This is a genomic window from Candidatus Odyssella thessalonicensis L13, from assembly GCF_000190415.1.
Lineage (GTDB): Bacteria > Pseudomonadota > Alphaproteobacteria > Paracaedibacterales > Paracaedibacteraceae > Paracaedibacter > Paracaedibacter thessalonicensis.
The window spans coordinates 42,351-64,010 of record NZ_AEWF01000007.1 but is presented as its reverse complement, the minus strand read 5'-3'; the positions used below and the strand labels follow the sequence as shown (position 1 = coordinate 64,010).

General features: G+C 44.2%; 23 protein-coding genes and 1 tRNA gene. 16 read left to right on the top strand and 8 right to left on the bottom strand.

Annotated elements, in window-relative coordinates; genetic code table 11:
• Window positions 1-90 precede the first annotated feature (90 nt).
• The 8 genes from HMO_RS0110810 (at window position 91) to frr (ending at window position 5,301) form a co-directional block, all read left to right on the top strand.
• Window positions 91-339, top strand: a complete 249-nt coding sequence (locus tag HMO_RS0110810; RefSeq protein WP_010302833.1) for a hypothetical protein — start codon at window positions 91-93, stop codon at window positions 337-339.
• 8 nt (window positions 340-347) lie between these two features.
• Window positions 348-839, top strand: a complete 492-nt coding sequence (locus HMO_RS0110805) for a hypothetical protein (protein WP_010302830.1) — start codon at window positions 348-350, stop codon at window positions 837-839.
• Window positions 840-1,144: 305 nt separating this feature from the next.
• On the top strand, window positions 1,145-1,375 hold the full coding sequence (locus tag HMO_RS0110800; RefSeq protein WP_010302815.1) for a hypothetical protein: 231 nt from the start codon (window positions 1,145-1,147) through the stop codon (window positions 1,373-1,375).
• 68 nt (window positions 1,376-1,443) lie between these two features.
• Window positions 1,444-1,866: a hypothetical protein gene (locus tag HMO_RS0110795; RefSeq protein WP_029448934.1), complete on the top strand. Its 423-nt coding sequence runs from the start codon at window positions 1,444-1,446 to the stop codon at window positions 1,864-1,866.
• Between the two features lie 327 nt (window positions 1,867-2,193).
• Entirely contained in the window at window positions 2,194-2,961 is a 768-nt protein-coding gene (gene rpsB / locus HMO_RS0110790; protein ID WP_010302800.1) for a 30S ribosomal protein S2, read from the top strand.
• Window positions 2,962-3,052: 91 nt separating this feature from the next.
• The gene (gene tsf, locus HMO_RS0110785; RefSeq protein WP_010302795.1) at window positions 3,053-3,982 is read left to right on the top strand and encodes a translation elongation factor Ts; all 930 of its coding nucleotides are present in this window, start codon (window positions 3,053-3,055) and stop codon (window positions 3,980-3,982) included.
• 16 nt (window positions 3,983-3,998) lie between these two features.
• The gene (pyrH, locus tag HMO_RS0110780; RefSeq protein WP_010302792.1) at window positions 3,999-4,724 is read left to right on the top strand and encodes a UMP kinase; all 726 of its coding nucleotides are present in this window, start codon (window positions 3,999-4,001) and stop codon (window positions 4,722-4,724) included.
• Window positions 4,725-4,743: 19 nt separating this feature from the next.
• Window positions 4,744-5,301 carry a ribosome recycling factor gene (frr, locus tag HMO_RS0110775; RefSeq protein WP_010302789.1) on the top strand — a complete coding sequence of 186 codons (558 nt, stop codon included), beginning with the start codon at window positions 4,744-4,746 and terminating at the stop codon, window positions 5,299-5,301.
• Between the two features lie 537 nt (window positions 5,302-5,838).
• On the opposite strand, the gene HMO_RS0110770 is transcribed toward frr, so the two are convergent.
• The 5 genes from HMO_RS0110770 to HMO_RS0110750 all read right to left on the bottom strand — a co-directional run bounded on the left by HMO_RS0110770 (window position 5,839) and on the right by HMO_RS0110750 (window position 12,240).
• Window positions 5,839-7,869 (bottom strand): hypothetical protein, encoded by a 2,031-nt coding sequence (locus HMO_RS0110770; RefSeq protein ID WP_010302786.1) that lies wholly within the window; start codon window positions 7,867-7,869, stop codon window positions 5,839-5,841.
• 688 nt (window positions 7,870-8,557) lie between these two features.
• Window positions 8,558-9,481, bottom strand: a complete 924-nt coding sequence (locus HMO_RS0110765; RefSeq protein WP_010302783.1) for a hypothetical protein — start codon at window positions 9,479-9,481, stop codon at window positions 8,558-8,560.
• A gap of 237 nt (window positions 9,482-9,718) precedes the next feature.
• Entirely contained in the window at window positions 9,719-10,156 is a 438-nt protein-coding gene (locus tag HMO_RS0110760) for a phasin family protein (protein WP_010302780.1), read from the bottom strand.
• A gap of 84 nt (window positions 10,157-10,240) precedes the next feature.
• Window positions 10,241-11,560, bottom strand: a complete 1,320-nt coding sequence (locus HMO_RS0110755; protein WP_010302777.1) for an ATP-binding protein — start codon at window positions 11,558-11,560, stop codon at window positions 10,241-10,243.
• Entirely contained in the window at window positions 11,545-12,240 is a 696-nt protein-coding gene (locus tag HMO_RS0110750) for a response regulator (RefSeq protein ID WP_010302774.1), read from the bottom strand. The genes HMO_RS0110755 and HMO_RS0110750 overlap by 16 nt, the downstream gene beginning before the upstream one ends.
• 87 nt (window positions 12,241-12,327) lie before the next feature.
• On the opposite strand from HMO_RS0110750, the gene lpdA reads away from it, so the two are divergent.
• Window positions 12,328-13,722, top strand: a complete 1,395-nt coding sequence (gene lpdA, locus HMO_RS0110745) for a dihydrolipoyl dehydrogenase (RefSeq protein ID WP_010302771.1) — start codon at window positions 12,328-12,330, stop codon at window positions 13,720-13,722.
• A gap of 15 nt (window positions 13,723-13,737) precedes the next feature.
• Window positions 13,738-14,643 (top strand): lipoyl synthase, encoded by a 906-nt coding sequence (lipA, locus tag HMO_RS0110740; RefSeq protein WP_010302767.1) that lies wholly within the window; start codon window positions 13,738-13,740, stop codon window positions 14,641-14,643.
• Between the two features lie 83 nt (window positions 14,644-14,726).
• Here lipA and HMO_RS0110735 read toward each other — a convergent pair whose 3' ends face one another.
• Entirely contained in the window at window positions 14,727-15,749 is a 1,023-nt protein-coding gene (locus HMO_RS0110735) for an anhydro-N-acetylmuramic acid kinase (protein WP_010302764.1), read from the bottom strand.
• Between the two features lie 57 nt (window positions 15,750-15,806).
• Between HMO_RS0110735 and tyrS the strand changes: the two genes are divergently transcribed.
• The 3 genes from tyrS (at window position 15,807) to HMO_RS0110720 (ending at window position 18,937) form a co-directional block, all read left to right on the top strand.
• Window positions 15,807-17,063 (top strand): tyrosine--tRNA ligase, encoded by a 1,257-nt coding sequence (gene tyrS / locus HMO_RS0110730; protein WP_010302762.1) that lies wholly within the window; start codon window positions 15,807-15,809, stop codon window positions 17,061-17,063.
• A 286-nt stretch (window positions 17,064-17,349) separates the two neighbouring features.
• On the top strand, window positions 17,350-18,024 hold the full coding sequence (locus tag HMO_RS0110725; RefSeq protein WP_010302757.1) for an F-box protein: 675 nt from the start codon (window positions 17,350-17,352) through the stop codon (window positions 18,022-18,024).
• A gap of 7 nt (window positions 18,025-18,031) precedes the next feature.
• Window positions 18,032-18,937 (top strand): leucine-rich repeat domain-containing protein, encoded by a 906-nt coding sequence (locus HMO_RS0110720; RefSeq protein ID WP_010302754.1) that lies wholly within the window; start codon window positions 18,032-18,034, stop codon window positions 18,935-18,937.
• Between the two features lie 179 nt (window positions 18,938-19,116).
• Here the strand turns inward: HMO_RS0110720 and HMO_RS0110715 are convergent, their stop codons facing one another.
• Window positions 19,117-19,575, bottom strand: a complete 459-nt coding sequence (locus tag HMO_RS0110715; RefSeq protein WP_010302752.1) for a 23S rRNA (pseudouridine(1915)-N(3))-methyltransferase RlmH — start codon at window positions 19,573-19,575, stop codon at window positions 19,117-19,119.
• Window positions 19,576-19,938, bottom strand: coding sequence for a ribosome silencing factor (rsfS, locus tag HMO_RS0110710; RefSeq protein WP_010302749.1), 363 nt, complete (start codon window positions 19,936-19,938; stop codon window positions 19,576-19,578).
• Between the two features lie 130 nt (window positions 19,939-20,068).
• Here rsfS and HMO_RS0110705 point away from each other — a divergent pair.
• From HMO_RS0110705 to HMO_RS0110695, 3 genes are all read left to right on the top strand, one after another.
• Window positions 20,069-20,144: transfer RNA gene (locus HMO_RS0110705), tRNA-Thr, on the top strand.
• Between the two features lie 23 nt (window positions 20,145-20,167).
• Complete coding sequence (gene dapF, locus HMO_RS16210; RefSeq protein WP_010302744.1) at window positions 20,168-20,932, top strand: diaminopimelate epimerase; 765 nt, start codon at window positions 20,168-20,170, stop codon at window positions 20,930-20,932.
• A 117-nt stretch (window positions 20,933-21,049) separates the two neighbouring features.
• A complete protein-coding gene (locus HMO_RS0110695; RefSeq protein WP_010302740.1) occupies window positions 21,050-21,535 on the top strand; it encodes a hypothetical protein in 486 nt (161 codons plus the stop codon).
• The last annotated feature ends 125 nt before the right edge of the window (window positions 21,536-21,660 follow it).

Below are 21,660 nucleotides of genomic sequence, written 5' to 3'. Positions count from 1 at the left end.
TTTTCTATAAAAGAATTATGGAAATTAATATTAGGTATTCCTATATTAGGGATGTAAACCTTAAAAAATAATTATAAAGGAGGCCGCATAATGCGCCAAAAGTTTTTGACCCTTGCCATTCTTGCCAGCTTATCAATTAACGCTGTACAAGCCACAATTACTAAGTATGATAATCCTGCAGACACCGTTGAGTTTATAGGTACAGGAGTTATCAATTTAAGTGAAAGCGCAGGAAAGCAGCAAGCTTGGCAGAATGAAGACTATAGCCAAGGCGAACGCCCTGCTGCGCTTGAAAAAAAGAGAAGAAACCAGCCTCACCTGAAACCATCCAACGGCTAAAAGAGCTCTTGAAACCGGAAGAAGAACGTCTATTTGACAACCTAAAGAAGTTCAGAAAAGGGGCTGTGATCCAGGATCTACAGAAGCGTCTACAACCTGAAGAAAAGTTTTTGTTCGACAACTTGAAAAATTTTAAGAAGGAAGCTGTGACGGAGCAGCTAAAAAATCAGCTAAAGGCTGAAGAAGAGCTGCTATTAACAAACCTAAACAAATTCGAAGCAGAAGCAGTAAGTTCTTCCACCCGCGCTTCTCAAGTTGCTCAACATAAAACAAAGCAATCGACAACGGATAAGAAACGCCCTCTCCTTGTGAAGCAGAAAGGGACGCTGCATATCCGTAAATATCTGCCAGAAGCTTCTCAAGAAATGCTTTCTCTCAGCGAGAATCCTGAGGCAGTGTTTGAAGTGAGCCAAGAGGCATTCTATCCTAAAGATATCACTAAGGATAAAAAGAAATTCTTATCATGGTTGAAGAATAGCAACCTGTTTGAAGTAAGCTGATTTTTCCCCTCTCAGATAAATATTAGACACGAGAACAGCCCTATATTTAATCTATAGGGCTTTGTCATTTCTCCAACATAGTATTTCATAAGACTGAATGTTTTCTTGGCCAGGCAGCCTTTAATGTAAGGCACCATAACCCTTAGCATCGATAAGTAAGAACAGTTTGCTCGATTCCTCCCTAGAAGACTCCATGCCACCTTTACTTCTGGCAAACGAGTCACCCTAGGAGGGGTTAGGCGCATAAACTGTGCTATTTTAAGCATCCCTGCTTAACGATCTCTGGAAGTCATAAGGATTTACTAATGAATAACCACTTAAAATACTTCGTCTCTGTGCTTGCATTAGCGAGCGTTCTCTTGAGCATAGTAAAAGCTTCAGATGCAGAGAAAATGGACCTTCAAGCAGAACAGCAAGATTCTCCTACCAACAACACAATGGGGCTCGTCAATAGCCCCAATGCCACCTCAGCCGATTCAGCCCGCCGCAAGAGCTTTCGTATTTACCCCCGGATCCCCCCGTCCCTCAAGCTTTAACGGGCGTCCCATTTTGGACTAATACGATTCTTAAGCGTATGGTTGAAGCTGTATGCCCAGGCGATAATATGTTCTTTAAAAAATTGATTGGCATGAGTCCTAATGAAGTCATTCAGCAACGGGTGCACCAAAGTCGTTATCTTAAGAACGTATTAGGCACTGATATTGGCCTGAGTGAGCCCGTCGTATTTGATCGGCATTCACAGCTTATCTATCAAAACCTCATTGATCTTCCCAAAGAAGGAATGCTGACAGAATTTTATCGTCATCTTCTCCCCAGCACCATAATCATGATGGTTCTCAAAGAAGCTAACGCTGAGCTGCAACAAGGCATGCAACTGTACAATGTGATTCAAGCTGTTATCCCTGAGGAATTGCAAGAAGCAGCTTGGGATATTGATATAGCTTCAGACAAGGTCACTTTAACTGAAATCGGTTCAGTCAGCCTCCTTAAAGCGCTAGGTGTATTAAATGCGCCTCCCTCCAACTAAGCTCTTGTCTAGGGAATAAGATGAGCACGGATAAGCCATAGCGCTCATCCCACCAGAGAGTTGCGAAAGAAAAATGCAAGAAGACAACGGGAAAACTAGTGTTCTTGCATTTTATTATATTGGCCCGCGCCCTCCTGATTAAACCGGCCTAGGGTAAGATTTAAAAATCAAGCTTTTTCTTTTGCAGTTTAAGCAAGGAAGTGATATTATGCAGGGGAATCCACACACAGGAGTGGTAAAGATGGGAGAGCCATCTAGACCGTCCGGTGCTAATAAACATTAGTCACTCTCCTGTGGAGGTATAACCGGAAAAGGAGTACTTAAATTATGGCTTTGCCAACATTTACAATGCGCCAGCTATTAGAAGCTGGTATTCACTATGGTCACCACACACGCCGTTGGAACCCCAAGATGGCACCGTTTTTGTTTGGTGTTCGCAACAATATTCATATTATTGATCTTGAGCAAACTGTTAACCTTCTTCACCGCGCCCTTGAGGCAATTCGCAACACTGTTGCGGCCGGTGGACGTGTTCTATTTGTCGGAACAAAACCTCAAGCTTCCGCAAAGGTTAAAGAAGCTGCTTTAAAGTGTGGTCAGTACTATATTAACCATCGGTGGTTGGGTGGTACATTGACAAACTGGAAAACAGTTAACCAATCAATCAAGCGCATGAAAGAACAAGAAGAGCGCCTGAATCAGCACAGCCAAGGTCTGACAAAGAAAGAGCAACTTGATCTTCAACGGGAATATAACAAGCTAGAATTAGCATTAGGCGGTATCCGCGATATGGGTGGTCTACCTGATTTACTGTTCGTTATTGATACCAATAAAGAAGCAATTGCCATCCAAGAAGCACGCCGCTTAGGAATTCCTGTAGTTGGCGTTCTCGACAGCAACTCCGATCCTGCTGGTGTTTCCTATCCTATCCCTGGAAACGATGATGCTCAACGCGCCATTCAGATGTATTGTGAACTTGTTGCAGGGGCGGTTCTTGATGGTCTTCAAGCAGAAATGGCAAGTGCCGGTATTGATATTGGTGCGGCTGCAGAATTACCTGCAGAAATGCTCGCGTCTGAAGAACACGCTGAATAGTTTTTAACGCCCAGGCCAGGCTTGGGCATTATTTCTTTTCGATTTGAATTGATTCGCTTTATTTTTTACTAACTATATTCAGGAGATGATTATGGCTGAAATTTCTGCAGCTCTTGTTCGCGAACTGCGCGAAAAATCTGGCGCCGGCATGATGGATTGCAAAAAAGCGTTGACCGAAACTAATGGGAATGTTGAAGAAGCAATTGACTGGCTTCGCAAAAAAGGACTCGCCGCTGCCGCTAAGAAGGCTGGCCGCGTAGCTGCCGAAGGCTTGGTTGGTGTTGCCACCAACGGAACCAAAGGTGCAATTGTTGAGATCAATGCGGAAACAGACTTCGTTGCGCGCAATGAACAGTTCCAAGCAATGGTCCGCAATATTACTGAGATTGCTCTTAAAGGTACAGACAGTGTTGACGCTCTTAAAACAGCACAATACGACAATGCCAATACTGTTGAAGGTGAAATCACCCGCTTGATTGCCACCATTGGCGAGAATATGAATCTACGCCGCACTCAAAGCTTAAGCGTTTCTCAAGGTGTTATCAGCTCCTACATTCACAATGCCACAGCCCCGGGCTTAGGTAAAATTGGTGTCTTAGTTGCTTTAGAATCTGCAGCTCCAGCTGACAAGCTTAATGAACTGGGTAAAAAGATTGCCATGCATATTGCAGCCGCCAATCCTTTGGCGTTGACTGTTGAAGAAGTTGACCCAACAGCGTTAGAGCGTGAAAGAACCGTATTAATTGAACAAGCTCGTGCCACCGGCCGCCCTGAAGAGATCATTCAAAAGATGGTGGAAGGTCGCGTCCGTAAGTTCTACGAGGAAGTTGTTCTGTTAGAACAAACCTTTGTTCTCGATGGTCAATCGAGAGTCTCGGATGTGGTCGATCAAGCAAGCAAAGAATTGGGCTCCCCCATTAAACTAGCTGGCTATGTCAAATACACCCTTGGAGAAGGGATTGAAAAAGAAGAGTCAGACTTTGCAGCAGAAGTTGCGGCACAAGCATCTGGCACTCGCTAAACTAAGAGAGGACTCAATGACTTACAAAAGAGTCCTCCTCAAAATCTCTGGGGAGGCTTTGGCTGATATTGATGAGGCGGGGCACCCCCAAAACCTCAGCAATCGCATGCTGCACAAGATTGCAGCTGACATTCAAGCGGCAACACAAGCTGGCGTTCAAGTTTGCATCGTTATTGGTGGTGGCAACATATTTCGCGGCGATAAAGGCTCCCAAGTATTAGGTATCGATCGAACAACCTGTGACTATATGGGCATGATGGCCACTGTGATCAACGCCTTGGCTCTGCAAAACGCTGTTGAGCAGAATTCTATGGTCTGCCGAGTGATGACAGCTATCCCCATGAAAGCCATCGGCGAAGATTATGTCAGACGCCGAGCTATTTCTCATATGGAAAAAGGGCGGGTCGTCATCTTTGCAGCGGGTTCTGGCAATCCTTTTTTCACCACAGATACGGCTGCTGCACTGCGCGCTTTAGAAATGGATTGTGATCTGTTATTAAAAGCCACCAAAGTCAACGGTGTCTATGACAAAGATCCAGTCAAGCATCAAGATGCTCAGCACTATACCCATTTATCCTATAGCGACATTTTGGCTGATCGCTTAGGCGTTATGGATGCCACTGCTGTAGCTTTATTACGGGAGCATAAGCTTCCTCTTGCTGTCTTTTCTATTTTTGAACAAAATGGATTTGCCAACGTTCTTGCTGGTAAAGGCAAGTATACTTTAATATCAGAAGCATAATTTACAAAGAGGATTTCCTATGACTGATCAACGTATTACAGAGGCCGCACGTCGTATGGATGGCGCCATTGAAGTCTTGAACCGAGAATTTTCAGGGCTCCGTACTGGCCGTGCCTCAGTTAACTTACTTGATGCCATTAAAGTAGATGCTTATGGAAGCCCAACCCCGATCAACCAAGTCGGCAACATCAATGTGCCCGAAGCCCGCATGTTAACGGTCCAAGTTTGGGATAATTCAATGATTAAGGCCGTCGAGAAGGCTATCCGTGATGCAGGCTTAGGGCTGAACCCAGCTGTTGACGGGCAATTGATCCGCATTCCGCTTCCGCCTTTGAATGAGGAACGGCGTCAAGAGTTAACCAAGGTCGCTGCCAAGTATGCAGAAGAAGCCAAAATCAGCGTTCGCAATGTGCGCCGTGATATTATGGAAAGCCTGAAGAAGAGCGAAAAAGATGGTGAGATCTCTGAAGATGAGCATCGCCGTCTCTCCGATGAGGTGCAAAAAGTAACCGATGCCCATATAAAGAAGATTGATGAAATTTTAGCCTCCAAACAAAAAGATATTATGCAAGTTTAACGCTCGCACTTTCGTCGTTATCCATCATGATGTTAACCTCCCCTTGGGGAGGTTTGCTATTTTACCCTCCAACCGCTGATCGGTTACCGGGAGCTAGTCCCTCTGGCTTCTAGTGTGTAAGATTAACTAGTGTGCTGTGGCTATTGAGCGTATGAACCTTTATAAAATTCAGCCCCTACCGTAATGGCACCCCCAACGATGCACTTGGAAAAGAAGTGAGAATTAAGAGCGATCAGGCATTTGCTGAAGGTTATTGGAGAAGCAAGAGAATCTCTGTACAAAGTTCAGATTTAGCAGTTAATGCTGCCCAAGATATTTGAAGAGTGCAAAGGCTACAGTAAAGATAAGGAGCTGCGAGGGAATAGGGATTAAAGAAAAAAGGAAAGCCCTCTCCCTCAAATATCCCCCCTAAATGAATTGGTTCCAACTTAATCTGCAGGTAGACTCATGACCGACAAACGGGTGCCTAGCAGAACAAGACTAAACTTTTACAGTTGCTTGAATGGAAATATATAAGTTACCTCGCAACAGGGCATACTATTTCTTCTTCCAATAATATTTTTTTCTCTCAAGATGGAACCTGCCCGTTCGCATTACTTTCTCTAATAGCCGCGCAGTTTTCCCAAGTATTTCATTAGGGGTCCCCTGTTTATAAGAATTCTGCATACGTTGCAGCTCAGTTAAAAAATCTTTCTCCTTCTTTTCCACTTTCTTAGGTTTCTTTTTTAAATCTTTCATATTGTTAGGAATATCATCCTCCTTAACATTGTCACCTAAGTAAAGGTAACCGTATAATTTTAAAAGATAAGCAGCATCCATAATATTGGTTTTATGCAGCATTTTGTTAGTGTATATACCCAGAATAGAGTCTCGTTGACCCTTGCTACTCTCGCCTATTTTAGCCAGATCGGTTTCAAGGTATTGGCGGAGAATATGATGCTCCTTCTTAAACTCTCTATATGATATAAGATACCCCATAAGACGATTCAAAATTTTAGACGGAGCCCCTTCTTGTTCTTGTGAGCTTGCCCCCTGCTCCTGCCTCTCTTTATACTCAACAAACTTATCAATAAACTTTCCTCTGTTGTTACGAATCTGTTCTTCAGTTAATTCCGGGCGATTGTCTGCCAAAGGAATGAGGTCCGGAACATTCTTCCGCAGGCGAGAGATGAACTTTTTAGATTCCTCTCCGCCATTAAATATCTTCTCAAAGTATAAGGCAGCTTGTGTATCATAACTCTGCTCTTCACTGATCTGACTGAAAGGGAGAGCTTCCTCTTCTAAGGTAGCCGCAGTCGGCTGAATAAACCATCGAGTCGTATAAATGGGGGCGACAGCGGCCGCTTCTAGGCCAATATCTAAATGCATTTGCGCAAAGTAGCCCCCTTGAGCGAAGTGCTCTAAGGATATAGGATCTGCATATAAAGCCTGCAATAAAGCTCGAGACGATTTATATTCTTTGAGAGCAGAAATACCAAAGAATATCCCGAGCTGTTCCTGTTCTGCCTCAGATTCTGCCTCTTTTTTTAAATGGCGCATCCACTTCTTAGTCACTTTTTTATTGAAATAGCTGTCCCTTTGCGAACAGTCGTGCACCATATTTGAACAGCTTGGACAAGGGTCGTAATAAGACACTAAGTTAATTACCAGATAGACCAAGTTCCCCTTCTGCTCTTGCTGCCCCTCGAGAAGAGAGCTTAGCCAATCATCCTTTTCCAAGAGATAGAGAAGTGCGGTAACTTCGGTGTGCTGGAAACGATTTCGCTCACTATACTCTTGTCCGCGCCCCTTATTCGCCAGAAGCTCCTTAATGTGCTTCTTCACTCTCTCAGAATTTGTAGAATCAGCAACAAGCTGGCTGCGAGTAAGGATGGGGAACTTAGAGGAAGACCTATCTCTAGGATCTACCTTCTTACTAGTGAAAGTATAATTAATCTTATACTTTCTACGATACGGCTTTAAGCCTCCTGGCTTTAGAAAGATCGCATCTACTCGCATTCTTAAGAAGTTAGTGGGCTCATCCTCAGTAGCGGGCTCGCTAACCAGCCTTTGCAAATCAGAGGCCGCTTTCACATGCCATGCATAGGTTGAAAATAGCTTTCCTTGATATACATAGTCCAGATTACGGCGGGCGATCCCCCGGGCCATCAAACTGAGCGTAATTTCAGGTTCAGCTTCCTCTTCTTGGACGAGCACCTCTTTTTCCGCTTCAGTTACCTGACTTTCTTCAAATGACAATCTTGGCTTTTTTAAAGGTGACGTATTTTCTTCTTGAGAGCTTGGCTCTTTATGCTTAAGGGGGGACAGAGCAAGCGGCTGACCTATGCTAGACTCCCATGCCACCATATCTAATAAAGCTTGGGCTGTTGTAGGGGAGACGGGATAATCATCAGTGTCCGCCACCGCTTCACTGTTAGCAACAGGGGGCCAATCCATAGCATAAATCTTGGGGTTTAAGCAAAGGATTAGAATTAGAAACAGACGCATCAAAAGTTTAAGGTTTAAAGTTGTGTTAAAATACCAGCCAAAAACAGAACTGTAGTTATAGTTTATCACCTTGGTAAACATGCTGAACCCCATTGTAACTGAGTTATTTTTATATAGTTGGCATATATTTAACCGCTTATCTTAATTATTGCTTTTATCGCCGGCATCACAGATGCCACAGTTTAAGGCCCTAATAATGTAAATTAGTCAAGATTAAGACAATATAGTTTGCCGATAGCAGTTATAATTTTATTTAGGAATATATAGCATTTATTCTTTTTCTCCTCCAGATTTAAATAAAAAGTTTTTTCTTGGCCGCTTGGATCCTTGCTTATTACCCGCACTGGCAGTCCTAAAAGAAGTTAATCTAAAATTGAAAAACTTAAGCCTTTACGGTAATAACGCCTCTGCCCTGACGCGTAGACGCTTTATTCAGACAAAATCGATGCAACTATAAAAGCATGAATGTTTACTGCAATAAGTTTAGGAAAAGTTTTCATTTCGGCACTGTATAGGTGCGCTAGAGATTGATTCGTGTTTGCCGTAAGGAGGAAAACGGCGCGCTTTGGGCCCGGCAGACCGATAATAGATTTCCTAGCTTCTGGCTAAGCTTTATATTTAATTTATAATCATCTTCTTTTAATAAAAGCAGGATCTAGCGCAACCTTAACTCAGGTCGCATCGGTTTTGGCACTGTCCTCCTTAAGGCAAGAGGATCTACGTTTTAACTGAAGCCACCCTAAAGCAGCTTATAATAGGCCGCCCCGCTTTATTCCACAGGTTTTAGGCCAACCTCTTTGTGGGCTTTCTCCAAGGTATCGAGAAGCAGATCATAAGCTTCATCGAGCTGGTCCCGCGGATCACTACTGCTCTTTTCAAAAGCTAAGATTTCTTCGGCTTTCTTGTGATCCACATATTCGAGAATGGTAGAAATGGAGGTAAGTTCTGAGCGAGCTGTTGCAATTTGGCTTTTGCGATCTTTAAGTGATTTGAGAAGTAACCCGTGTGCATAGACCAGTAGTTTGCGCGGATCCTTCTCCGCCTGAACACGCTTCTCAAATTTCTCAGCCGCCTCCAGATTAATGTTCTTCAGAACTTGATAAATAGCATGTAATTCTTCGACGGCATCTAACATATCTTGAGATTCGATGGCCGTTTGACTCCATTTAGCGAGAACGGCGCTCTTATCGGCACTGGCATGATACTCACTTTCCAGCTTCTTGGCTTCTTGCGGATGAGTTGCCTTTAGCTTAGAATGCATATCCTTAAATTTAGCCTCCATCTCCTTATCAGGAGCCACAGGATGATGGGCGGTTGGATGGCCGCTGGCAGAACTCGTTTTTACTTCATTTCCCGGTTTCTTAGGCTCAGCTTTTACCGGCTCATTCTTCTGCTTAACTGACTGTTGAATGTCATCTGTATTTTGTCCATTCTGCTCAACAGTAATATCGTCCTCTTTATCTTCCAAAAGATCTTGATACTCTGAAGCATAATCATCTTGATTGCCTTGAGGGCTGGCAGCAGTAGCTTTTTGAGGCGGCATCTGCTGCGACGACGGAGCCGCCATCTTTGGATTAGGATGCGGACGGTTAGGAGGATTGATTTGTTGAGCATTCAGGGCAGAACTATCGAAGCTTACCCAGGCAGCAGTAACCATTAAAGCTGACCAACTAAATTTCCTACGACTCACCATCGCTGCTCTCCGTTTTATTCCATAATCAAGTTAAAGATACAGGTAAAATTTTAAATAATAGTTAAACTTTAATGTAAAAGTTGGAAGATTACAGAAAAATTGGATCACCTTAATAAAATATGCATTTATTTTCTATGGCTCGCACTTCCCCGTGCTTATTAAGAGCCTCTACCAGCACTCACTAAAAAACCCCTACCAAATTTAGGCAGGGGTCTTGATAGAACAGCTAACTTAAGATTAGTGCTTGGTGCGATTCTTTTCGCGTAGATCAATCATCTCTGACATGCTTTCGCTGTAACGCTTGTGCATCAGATCAAAGATTTCCTTTTGGGAGTTGGCAATGGTGCCAGCAACATTTTTGCTGTGGCTGACAGCTTTTTCAACTTGGGATTTGACATGATTCGCATGCTTTGCAACAGCTTCTTTTGAAGCTGGAGGATGGGCCATGCTATCCTTCATAATTGAGGCCATATCTTCAAATGTTTGCTTAACATATTGAGATTGTAATTGTGTAATGGACTTCATGACTTCAATAGCCATACGATTTGCTTCTGTTAATGCTTCCATATTTTTGCGATGACTCAGCATCATACTCTCCTTGTCAATACCACTTGCCATTTTCTGCGACATGTCTTTCATCATGTCTTGCATACTTTGAAACGGGTTTTGTGACATGCCACTCTCCTATTTAAAAACCTTATCAAAATTGTCTCAACTCAGTTTTATACCGTCAAGATTTTAATAAGAATACCACAAATATTAACATGGTATTTTTATTATAATTCTCAACCCCCCTAGATCACTATCATCGAGAACCATAGTGCCGCCATGGCCACGGATAACATCGCGAGCGATTGTCATCCCTAAGCCAACGCTACCAGAATCCAGGTTCCGTGCCGGATCTAAGCGATAAAACGGACGAAAGACGTTCTCACGCTCTGATTCGGGAATGCCGGGCCCATTATCATCAATTATTACTGTCAAGAATTTATCTGACTTATCAATGGTAATACGAGCCTGATCACTGTATCTATTCGAATTTAACAACAAATTAGTTAAGCAACGCTTAAAGAGTTCAATTTTTAATGGATGGGTAATGGTCTCATCTCCCACCACTGAGACGGTAAGGGGTAAATAACGAATTCCTGCTACCACTTGCTCAATCACTTCTTTAATGGCAACCTCTTTATTTTCTTCTTGACCGACTCCTTTGGCAAAATCTAAAAATCCTTGTACCATTCGCTGCATTTCGTCCACGTCTGATTGCAAGTCATCGACTTCAGAATCCTTTTTCATCATTGCCAACTGTAATTTCATGCGCGCTAGCGGCGTTCTTAAATCGTGGGAGACACCGGCGAGCATTTCGGTACGCTCTTGAAGATAACGATTGATACGATCGCGCATGATCATAAAAGCTATCCCTGCTTTCCTGACTTCAGTGGCCCCTTCAGGACGGAAAGGAACATCTGACCCTTTACCAAACTTCTCTGCTGCATCGGCTAAACGGCGGATAGGACGGATCTGATTACGCATGAATAAGGAGGCAACAATAAACAGTAATAAGGCAGAAACTGCTGTCCAGATGATCACCAGGTGCGTGGTGCGGCTATAAAGACGCTTGCGCGGTGTCTCAATGGTGATCACTCCGCGCTCATGGGGGATTTCAATATGGATGACATCCCCAAAAATCCGTAAGAAATATAAATGATTTAGCCGCGAGTTTAACTGTTCGACCATATATTGATACAGCCATCTATCCTTATAAGTACCGTATTTAACAACCTTGCCCTGAGGGTCAATCACCACCTTAAAATCAAAATTTTGTTGAGCGAGTTTAGCAATCTTCTTGTCGTCCATGCCCGAGTCCACTAAATCGCAAACCATCTGCATGTCGCCGACAATTCCTTGAGCTAAAGAATCTAAAATCGCATCCGTATGGCGTTCAAAAAAAATGTAGCTGAGAATAATCTGCACCATGATTAAGGGGGCCATTAAAATGATGATCGAGCGGCCAAACAGGCTTTTTGGTAGCAGACGTTTGATATAATTTGAAGGACGAAATTTTAAGAATCGGGACATAAAGCATATCCTATATGGCGAACTGTTTGGATAAAACGGGGCTGCTTTGAATCATCACCAATTTTCTTTCGCAGCCGCGTAATCTGTACATCCACTGCACGGTCAGTCACCCGGTGGCCAATCCGTTGAGCTAAATCTTGGCGCGAGAACGGTTGTCGCAGGGACAACGCCATTGTACGGAGCAAAATGATCTCTGTCGAAGATAAAAAAATCTGTTCTTCATGGCGCCGCAGAATTCCTTCCTCTACACAAAAGACCAGATCACCAAAAACCAGTTCAGAGGCCGGCGTTGTGGTGGTGCGCGGCGCCAAGCGCCTTAAAATAGCTTTAAGACGGGAGATCAACTCGGCTGGCTCAAAGGGCTTAGGCAGATAGTCATCACCGCCGCTATCAAATCCTTTGATTCTATCGTCAACTGTATCTTTGGCAGTCAGGTATAGTATCGGAATTTGATTGCCCGCCTCTCGCAGGGAAGTGGTGAATTCGATGCCCGTTTCCCCCGGCATCATGACATCAAGGACCACCACATCAAAACTTTGCGAGGCGAGTTGGATTCTCGCTTCTGCTGCTGTAGCTGCCGCTTGCACTCGGAAGCCTTCATCCTTTAAAAATTTAGTTAATAATTCTCTTAATCTGCGGTCATCATCTACAACCAAAACGTGGGCGATCTGGTCAGTCATTTTAAGAAACCTCGATTTATGCTGGGGTTTAGGGATTTTTTTGTGCTATATCATAATTAAGTTTAAACCATAAAGGGCGTTAATAAAATGCAAGAATTTGATGTCGTTGTGATTGGTGCGGGTCCTGGCGGTTATGTAGCCGCTATCCGAGCCGCCCAATTAGGATTGAAAACAGCAATTGTTGAAAAAGAGCATATGGGTGGTGTCTGCTTAAATTGGGGCTGCATCCCCACCAAGGCCTTACTGCGAACAGCAGAAGTAAAGCATTTAATTGATCATGCCCATGAATTTGGCCTAAAAGTCGCCAAGCCCGAAGTGATGCTTGATAAGGTCATTGAGCGTTCTCGACAAATTGCCGGCCAATTGGCTCAAGGCATCAAGCACTTGATGAAGAAGAATAAAATCACGGTGTTTGAAGGCCACGGCAAACTTAAAGGAAACAGCCTGATCTCCGTCGAGTCAAAGGACAAAAAAGCTGAAGATATTAAAGGCAAGCATATTATCTTGGCCACTGGAGCCCGGGCTCGCACCCTGTCCCATTTAGAGGCTGACGGTGACCTTATCTGGACAGCGCGGCATGCGATGACGCCAAAGACCATGCCTAAATCCTTGGTTATTATTGGATCTGGCGCCATCGGTATTGAATTCGCCAGCTTTTATCGCACCATGGGCGCTGAAGTGACGGTCATCGAAATGCTTGACCGTATTCTGCCGCAAGAGGATCCTGAGATCTCTGCTCTTGCTCTCAAAGCATTCGAGAAGCAGGGCATTAAGTTTATGCTATCAACAACCGTCGATAAGGTCGAAAAGAGCCAAACCGGAGCCCGTATTGAAGCCAAAACGGCCAAGGGCAAAGAAACTCTCGACGCCTCGAATGTGATTCTCGCCATTGGCATTATTGGCAACACAGAAAATCTCGGTTTAGAGCACACCAAAGCAAAAGTTGAGAAGAATCAAATTGTGACGAATGAATGGTGCCAGACCGCAGAACCGGGTCTCTATGCCATCGGCGATGTGGCGGGGGCACCTTGGCTTGCTCATAAAGCCAGCCATGAAGCAATCATTTGTGTTGAAAAGATCGCTAATGTCGCGACCGTTCACCCTCTCGATAAATCCAAAATTCCTGGCTGTACTTATAGCTTGCCGCAAATTGCCAGCATCGGATTAACCGAAGAAAAAGCCAAAGCGGCGGGCAAAGAAATAAAAGTTGGCCGCTTCCCTTATTTAGGAAATGGTAAAGCAATTGCACTTGGGGATAGTGAAGGACTGGTAAAAACCATTTTTGATGCTAAGACAGGCGAACTTTTAGGAGCCCATATGATCGGTGCCGAAGTTACTGAGTTGATTCAAGGGTTTGGTATTGCTAAAACTTTAGAGACCACAGAAGCTGAATTAATGCACACGATTTTCCCACATCCGACCTTATCAGAGATGATGCATGAATCGGTTCTTAATGCCTTTGGTCGAACCATTCACATCTAATTCAGGAGTTTCTTCATGACAACGACTTCCTCCACACCGTATCAACGCAAACCTGACTGGATCCGCGTCAAGGCCCCTATCTCGAGCGGCTACCGCGAAACTGCTAATTTAATGCGTGAACATAAATTAAATACAGTGTGTGAAGAGGCCGCCTGTCCGAATATTGGCGAATGTTGGGAAAAAAAGCATGCGACGGTGATGATTTTAGGAGACACCTGCACCCGAGCCTGTGCCTTTTGTAATGTGAAAACGGGCCGGCCAGATCTACTGGACCCCCATGAACCCGAACGTGTTGCGGAAGCCGTCGCTAAGATGGGCCTGGCGCATGTGGTGATTACCTCCGTTGACCGGGATGACTTGGACGATGGTGGCGCTGATCATTTTGCCCGCGTTATCCGCCAAATTCGCCTCTTTTCACCAGGCACCACTATTGAAATTCTCACCCCTGACTTTCAACGCAAAGAAGGTGCGGTAGAGCATATTGTCGCAGCGCGTCCTGATGTCTATAACCATAATCTAGAAACCGTTCCGCGCCTTTATTCCCAAGTCCGTCCCGGAGCACGATATTTTCATTCCCTTCGCTTGTTAGAAAAAGTTAAAGAATCAGATCCTTCCATTTTCACTAAGTCCGGTCTGATGGTGGGGCTAGGAGAGACCAAGCAAGAAATCTATCAAGTTATGGATGATTTAAGAGCTGCAAACGTCGATTTCCTGACAATTGGTCAATATTTACAGCCGACTCCCAAGCACCATCCGGTTATGGGCTATATTACCCCTGAAGAGTTTGAGGCTTATGCGACCATGGCGCGGGGCAAGGGATTTTTAATGGTTGCCGCCTCCCCCTTAACACGCTCGTCCTATCATGCCGGCGATGATTTTGTTAAACTGCGAGCGGCGCGAGAAAGGTTACTGAGCAATTGAGCTAAATCATCACCATACTTACAGCCAACACTTCGTAGTTGGCTGATAAGTCTCAATTATTTCTAAACCCTTGAATAATGCGGTTAAGGATAAGCTATCTGTCCACCGCACACAGGTTTATGGCAGCCGGTGGTCAGGGGAAAAGATGTCGGCAATCCTCTTAAGACACGCACAGCCAAGAAAGCAAAAGCTTGGGCTTCAATCATATCGGAGTTCAGTAGACTCTCTACATGCAGGCCCAGCCAGTGCATTACCGTCTTATTCTTGGCACCCCCCCCACAGACATAGAGCTTTTGCGGCAACTGCGGTAACAGCTTTAAAGCCATTACAATTGAAGACGCCGTTAAGGCGGTTAAGGTAGCCACTGCCTCAGCCCCCTGAAGTTCCTCAATAAACGGGCTAAAATGATTGCGATCTAAGGATTTAGGAAAGGGTTGAGCAAAATAAGGATGCTGCAACCACCTTGCCAATACTTCTTGATTAACTGTACCCGTAAGCGCTAGCAAGCCATCTTCATCAAAACAGCGGCCAAAGTCCCGCATCATGACATCGTTAATTAGAGCGTTACCGGGCCCAGTATCGCCCGCAATTAGAATATTATCATCAATATAGGTTAAGTTGGCCACGCCGCCAATATTAACGACGACCAAGGGCTGTGCTTGGCCAGCACATAAAGCTTGATGATAAACCGGGACTAAAGGAGCGCCCTGTCCTCCGGCTTGACAATCAGCAGTACGAAAATCATAAACCACCGGCACCCCAGTTGCTTGAGCTAACATTTCTCCCTCCCCCATTTGCACAGTTATGGGTGGCGCATGAAAGGTGGTTTGGCCGTGATAGCCGATGAGCTTAAGGGGCTTAGTCGTCATATTTATGAGTTTATGGACAGCCTCAATATGGCGCTGGGTCGAGGCCTGGGCTACAGATGGATCAGGGAACTGCCGCCCCAATTGCGTTCTTAATAATTCTTGGAACTGTGAGTCATAAGGCAGATATAAGCTTTCCCCAATCTCATAGATGTGTTCACCGTCTGTTAACACTAACGCGGCATCAATACCATCCAGCGAGGTACCACTCATTAACCCCAGCGCCCAAATTGGTTCCATTTAGCAAGCCTTTGATATATGATAAAATAAAAAATTGTTAAGTAAGAAGCTGCCATTATGAAATCAGAATTTTTACAGATACTCAAGTCCCGCGGTTTTATTCACCAAGCCACCGATATGGAAGCCTTAGACAACCTGGCCAATAGCCAGTCAATAACGGCCTATATTGGCTTTGATGCTACTGCCAATAGCTTGCATGTGGGAAGCCTGGTACAAATTATGATGCTACGTTGGTTGCAAAAGTGTGGCCATCGCCCCTTAGTGCTGATGGGGGGTGGCACCTCGATGATTGGTGATCCTACTGGCCGTGATGATGCGCGCAACCTGTTAATGGATGACGCCATTCAGCACAATATCGCCGGCATCAGCCGTGTCTTTAAGAAATTCTTAAACTTTAGCAGCGGGGCTAATGCGGCCCTTATGCTCAATAATGCCGATTGGCTAGGCGAGATTAATTACATTGGCTTTTTAAGAGACTTTGGTCGCCATTTTTCCGTCAATCGTATGCTCACCTTTGATAGCGTCAAGCTTCGTTTAGAACGAGAACAACCCTTAAGCTTTTTAGAATTTAACTATATGATTCTGCAAGCCTACGACTTTTTGGAACTCAATCGCCGGTATGGTTGCGTTCTACAGATGGGAGGTTCTGACCAATGGGGCAATATCGTTAATGGTGTTGAATTAACCCGACGTGTTATTGGCAAAGAAGTTTACGGCTTAACCTCGCCCTTGATCACCAATTCCAGCGGCGCCAAGATGGGTAAGACTGCCAACGGTGCCGTCTGGTTGAATGCCGACCGGTTACCCGCCTATGATTATTGGCAGTTCTGGCGCAACACTGAGGATGCGGACGTCGGCCGATATTTACGCCTGTTTACTGAGCTTGAGCTCAGCGAGATTGAGAAGCTTGAGCAACTACAGGGATCTGAAATCAATCATGCGAAGAAGGTTCTGGCTGATGCGGCAACGACCCTTGCGCATGGGGCAGAGGTATTACCGCAGATTCATGCCACCATTACTCAGCTCTTTGAACAAGGGAACTCGGGAGACTTATCAAGCCTGCCAGCCATTGAGATCTCCCAAGCGGAGTTCGAAAACGGCCTTCCTATCCTTGAGGTGTTCGTTCAGCTCAATCTTGCCGCTTCAAAAGGTGAAGCCCGTCGGTTAATTCAGGGAAATGGTGCAAAGATCAACGATGCTGCGTTAACTGATCCCAACTTAACAGTGACCTCCAGCCACCTTAATGCGGATGGGATGGTCAAACTCTCAGCCGGCAAGAAACGCCATGGCGTGGTGAAGATTAAGACCGACTAATCTGAGCTCCAGTTATAACAGTACGCTCATTGATGACCTATCATTAATGGGCGTTTTAATTTTAAGGCTGCTCATTCTTATTGCGCTGTCTTTTGAATGTTTTGTGACGTTGAGCAATAATATACGACTTACTAAAAAATCACTTTGCCTTTAATAATTAAAAAGCTTTACCTTTTTATACTTTACTATTATTATTCCCTTTTAGTAGCTCCCTAGAATTTTAAGAATTAAAATTTAACGTATTCCTAGTAATTTACGTTCAACTATTTTATTGGGAAAATTTATAATGAAAAATGCCCTCTCTTTACTCCTTCTCAGATCAGTAATTACTACCTCCCTAGCTGGCGCATCAGAGATTTTAAACCCCAATGAATCGGGCCCTCACCCCATGGCCATTGAAACTCAAGAAGAATCATCCGCATTGATGCCTATGGCGACAGAACAAGATGAATTGGAGCTTCCACCTGAAATTTTGCACCATATTTGTTCTTTTACCGATGTTCAGACTTTAGGGCAACTAGCTTTAACCTCTAAGTTTACTAACCAGCTGACTAAAGATCTGAGGGAAGCATCACGCACTTTTCTTAATCTGAAAGTGGCAGACTTAAATAAAGAAGCAATCCAAGAAAAGTTAGCAAGATTTCCTTATTTAAGGAGGGTCGTGCACCTAAACACCATTGAGGAAGCTAAGCAATTGTCAAGCCTTCCTATAGATACACGTCGCTTTATTTTTAATATTAGGGAACTTTACTTTGCCTTTAGTGCATTCAGATCAAAGTTTCTTGCAAGGATGAATTACTTAGCTAATACTCCTTATCTAGGCAACCTAAACTCTTTAGAATTAATTAATAATAAAATGCCGGAGCAAGATGCCCCGTTAGTTGCGAACATTCTTCACTCAGCTCCTTTGTTGACTACCCTGGTTTTAAAAAATCAACAGCTTGGGGGGGGATGGTGTTAGAGTAATTATGCAAGCGCTTAAGTCAAACATGACTCTACAGCGCTTAAAGTTAGCAAAACTGGACCTTGATTCAAAAGGACTAGCAACCATTATTTATTCTTTAGAATCTTATCCCTCTCTCCGCTCCCTTGACCTAAGCGATAATCCTCTAAGCCTTGAGAGTATTAAAGGCCTGGCCGCTTATATTAAGAGCAATAAAAATTTAAAAACCCTTAAGCTTAACTCTGTAAGCCTAACGCCAGAGGGACTTAAGATTCTTTTAGAGGCCCTTAAAGAGACACAATCGCTTCGGCATTTAAGCTTAAAATGTAATACTCTAGGGCCGGAGGGCATCAAAGTATTTGGTGAGTCCTTCACAGGCAGTACTTTTCTGGAAAGATTAAATTTAGCTAGTAATAATATCGGCCCTGAAGGGATCAAAGTATTTGTTGAATCCTTCACAGGCATCACTTTTCTCAAACACTTAAGTTTAGCTAGTAATAAGATTGGTCCTGAAGGAATAAAATCTCTTGCTGACTTGCTGATGAATAACCCCTCTCTTACTCGTCTTGATGTGAGTATGAATAAGCTGCAGTATAAAGGAATGCCAAGTCTAGCTACAGCATTAAAAGTAAATACTAAGCTGCAATATCTTAATTTAGCCACGAATAATATCTATGATGAAGGTGTAAAGATTTTAATTCAGCAGGGGCTTACCGATAATTTTACGCTGACTTACCTTGATTTAAGCAGTAATGATCTTGCTGGTGTCTATTACGGAGACTATATATATGGCGAAAATACTTTAAATGTAAAGCTTTTGAATCTTCTTCAGGAAAATCCTACTATTAAACAATTAATACTGAAAAATAACTCTCTTACTAAGCGAAATAAAGAGCTTGTAAAGCGTTTTAGCCATCGGATTGAGTATTAAAAGTAATTATTTGTGTCCGCCTCTCTCTTAAAGACCTTCTGAAAAGAGACACTGAAGAAAAGATACTCTTACTTAAGAGTTGAACAGCTGCGCTAGCCAGGGCTTAAACAGCATAATTAAAGCAGATCTTCTCTTTAAAACACTTTTGTTCTCCTCACTTCTTAAAGAAGGGGTTCTCTTTAATCCCGATGATACGGGTGACCAGAGAGGATTTGTTGAACGCGATACAGTTGCTCCATGAGCATCACTCGCACCAGCATATGCGGCCAAGTTAAACGGCCAAAACTGATCATTTGCCAAGCGCGGTCACGAACCGATTGATGTAGGCCATCGGCCCCGCCGATACAGAGCGTGACCTGCGAATGACCCGTATTCTGTAACTCTTGGAAAGTTTTAGCCAGCTCTCGACTACTGGGGTTGTGCCCCCGTTCATCTAAAGCAATTAAAGGTATACTATCTGCAAGATGACCCAGAATTTGGTCGGCTTCAAATTGTTTCAGGCTCTCGCCAGTTAAATCTGAACGCGTCGTCAGTTCCTTAATCTCAATTTTCCAGCGGCAACGCTTCAAATATTCATTGATGAGCTCAAGTTCTGGCGATTTCTTGAGGGTGCCAATGCAGATTAAACGGATCTTCATCTAAACGGAAAGAGAGCTCGAAGGAGGGACTTCAACACCCCACATTTTTTCCAGATTATAGAAACTGCGAACTTCAGGACGGAATAAATGGACCACAATATCGCCGGCATCGACGATAACCCAGTCGCATTGCGGCATACCTTCTATTTTGGGCTTAAGTCCAATTCCCTTTAATTCACGATATACAGAATCAGCCAAAGCGCCGACCTGACGGGCGGAATTACCGGAAGCAATCAGCAAGAAATCGGCAATAGACGATTTACCTTTGAGATCAATTGTCACGATCTGCTCTGCTTTCTTATCGTCTAAAAGCTTTATAATAAATTCTTTAAGGTCGGCGGGCGACTCAATCATCGAGGACATACGCAATTCTTTATTCTAATATCAATTTCTTGGAATAATACCAGGAATACGACCAAAAGTACAGATTGAATGCGCCTTAGATAAAGATCACTATTGACAGAATCTTCAGATTTGATAGGTTGAATATATTGCTGAAGTAGCTCAGTTGGTAGAGCAACTGATTCGTAATCAGTAGGTCGCAGGTTCGACTCCTGTCTTCAGCACCACCTTTTCTTCCTTGAGAACTGCTATGGCGATCCCTTTTGTCAAAGCCCAAGCCCTGGGTAATGACTTTGTAATCATTGAACAGCCCCCTCTTCATTCCCACCAGATTTGTCAGATTGCCCATCGACGCTTAGGCATCGGCTGTGATCAAGTTATCTTTTTCCAGCGTCAAGCGCTGGCTCATGAAATCGCTGTACAGTTTTACAATCCCGATGGCAGCGAAGCCGAAGCTTGTGGCAACGGTAGCCGTGCTGTTATCAGCTTACTTGCCCAAGATACCTCACACTTCTCAGATATTAAGTTAAAGACACGAAGCCGGACTCTCACATGTCAATACGACCACGGCATCGCCACCATTAATATGGGGGCCGCAAGCGTGGCTGACATTGAAGCACCACTACTCCCCTCTCAGCACGGTCCATGGGGGGCCGTTGATATCGGCAATCCACATTTGATTGCCTTTGTGACGGGGATTGATCACCTTGACATTGAAGCTATCGGCCCTCAGCTAGAATACCATCCTGCCTTTCCGCAACGGGTCAATGTTTCAATTGCCCAACTTTGGCCTGAGCACATCGACCTTAAGACATGGGAACGCGGTGCCGGCTATACTGGCGCGTGCGGTACGGCAGCCTGTGCCACCGCCGCCTTAGCGCACCAGCGCCATCTCATTCACGGCCCCGTCAAGGTCAAACAACTGGGTGGCAACCTCGATATTGTGGTAACTGCTGAGGGTATCCAGATGTCTGGGTCAGCTACAGTTGTCTTTAAAGGGGAAATTGACCTTTGAGTGACTCAGTCCATCGAGTAGATTCTAGTAGGCTAACCTTAATCTTACAGTCCTCATAAATTATTAATACTCCTTGTCTTATACTAATCCCACCACAGCCAATTGAGGACGATCGTAATGTTAAGAATTCTTTTTACGCTGACCCTAGCCTTAAGCCTGAGTCAGGCCCGCTGCCCTAACCTTACCTTACAAGAGTTTGCGGACATTCTTCATAGCAATAAAGAGGAAGCCATTATAGACGGCAAGCTTTACTCAATTTACAAACGGAAAATTCCTAACTATACCATCCAGTCTTCGTCTCCGCCGCTTCTAAAGATGAGAGAGAAGGAAGCCGACGGCAAAAAAATATGCCGGTATTCGCGGATGATTGGCAATGTGAAATTAGGGACATTTACACTGCGGCAAGTTAGAAAAACTTATATGCACGCCGAAGACCAGGCCAAAAAGAAAAGGGTAGTTATTGTAGAAGATTCCGCCCCACCGCTTATGTATGAGGACAGACCCCCCGTAATTTATCGGCCGGCACCGTTCGCTTATGGCGGTCCTGTCATTCTCGGCCCGCGCCCTCATCCTGGACCTTATGGAAGGCATCGCCATTACTAGCGAAGCGTGATTGGTCGACCTAGGGTTTAGGACAAAAAGCTCTGAGAGCTCATAACAGCAGGTGGCACGGGTATTTCTAGATAGAAGCCCTCTATTATTAAAAGAGGTGAATTTAAAACTATTAA

Coding starts and splice junctions, on each gene's coding strand:
- pyrH (WP_010302792.1), top strand. CDS start 3,999: ATGACTTACAAAAGAGTCCTCCTCAAAATCTCTGGGGAGGCTTTGGCT.
- HMO_RS0110755 (WP_010302777.1), bottom strand. CDS start 11,560: ATGTCCCGATTCTTAAAATTTCGTCCTTCAAATTATATCAAACGTCTG.
- HMO_RS0110750 (WP_010302774.1), bottom strand. CDS start 12,240: ATGACTGACCAGATCGCCCACGTTTTGGTTGTAGATGATGACCGCAGA.
- HMO_RS0110725 (WP_010302757.1), top strand. CDS start 17,350: ATGAAAAATGCCCTCTCTTTACTCCTTCTCAGATCAGTAATTACTACC.
- tyrS (WP_010302762.1), top strand. CDS start 15,807: ATGAAATCAGAATTTTTACAGATACTCAAGTCCCGCGGTTTTATTCAC.
- HMO_RS0110735 (WP_010302764.1), bottom strand. CDS start 15,749: ATGGAACCAATTTGGGCGCTGGGGTTAATGAGTGGTACCTCGCTGGAT.
- HMO_RS0110695 (WP_010302740.1), top strand. CDS start 21,050: ATGTTAAGAATTCTTTTTACGCTGACCCTAGCCTTAAGCCTGAGTCAG.
- lpdA (WP_010302771.1), top strand. CDS start 12,328: ATGCAAGAATTTGATGTCGTTGTGATTGGTGCGGGTCCTGGCGGTTAT.
- rpsB (WP_010302800.1), top strand. CDS start 2,194: ATGGCTTTGCCAACATTTACAATGCGCCAGCTATTAGAAGCTGGTATT.
- HMO_RS0110810 (WP_010302833.1), top strand. CDS start 91: ATGCGCCAAAAGTTTTTGACCCTTGCCATTCTTGCCAGCTTATCAATT.
- HMO_RS0110760 (WP_010302780.1), bottom strand. CDS start 10,156: ATGTCACAAAACCCGTTTCAAAGTATGCAAGACATGATGAAAGACATG.
- HMO_RS0110715 (WP_010302752.1), bottom strand. CDS start 19,575: ATGAAGATCCGTTTAATCTGCATTGGCACCCTCAAGAAATCGCCAGAA.
- HMO_RS0110765 (WP_010302783.1), bottom strand. CDS start 9,481: ATGGTGAGTCGTAGGAAATTTAGTTGGTCAGCTTTAATGGTTACTGCT.
- lipA (WP_010302767.1), top strand. CDS start 13,738: ATGACAACGACTTCCTCCACACCGTATCAACGCAAACCTGACTGGATC.
- HMO_RS0110720 (WP_010302754.1), top strand. CDS start 18,032: ATGCAAGCGCTTAAGTCAAACATGACTCTACAGCGCTTAAAGTTAGCA.
- frr (WP_010302789.1), top strand. CDS start 4,744: ATGACTGATCAACGTATTACAGAGGCCGCACGTCGTATGGATGGCGCC.
- dapF (WP_010302744.1), top strand. CDS start 20,168: ATGGCGATCCCTTTTGTCAAAGCCCAAGCCCTGGGTAATGACTTTGTA.
- tsf (WP_010302795.1), top strand. CDS start 3,053: ATGGCTGAAATTTCTGCAGCTCTTGTTCGCGAACTGCGCGAAAAATCT.
- HMO_RS0110800 (WP_010302815.1), top strand. CDS start 1,145: ATGAATAACCACTTAAAATACTTCGTCTCTGTGCTTGCATTAGCGAGC.
- HMO_RS0110770 (WP_010302786.1), bottom strand. CDS start 7,869: ATGTTTACCAAGGTGATAAACTATAACTACAGTTCTGTTTTTGGCTGG.
- rsfS (WP_010302749.1), bottom strand. CDS start 19,938: ATGTCCTCGATGATTGAGTCGCCCGCCGACCTTAAAGAATTTATTATA.
- HMO_RS0110795 (WP_029448934.1), top strand. CDS start 1,444: ATGTTCTTTAAAAAATTGATTGGCATGAGTCCTAATGAAGTCATTCAG.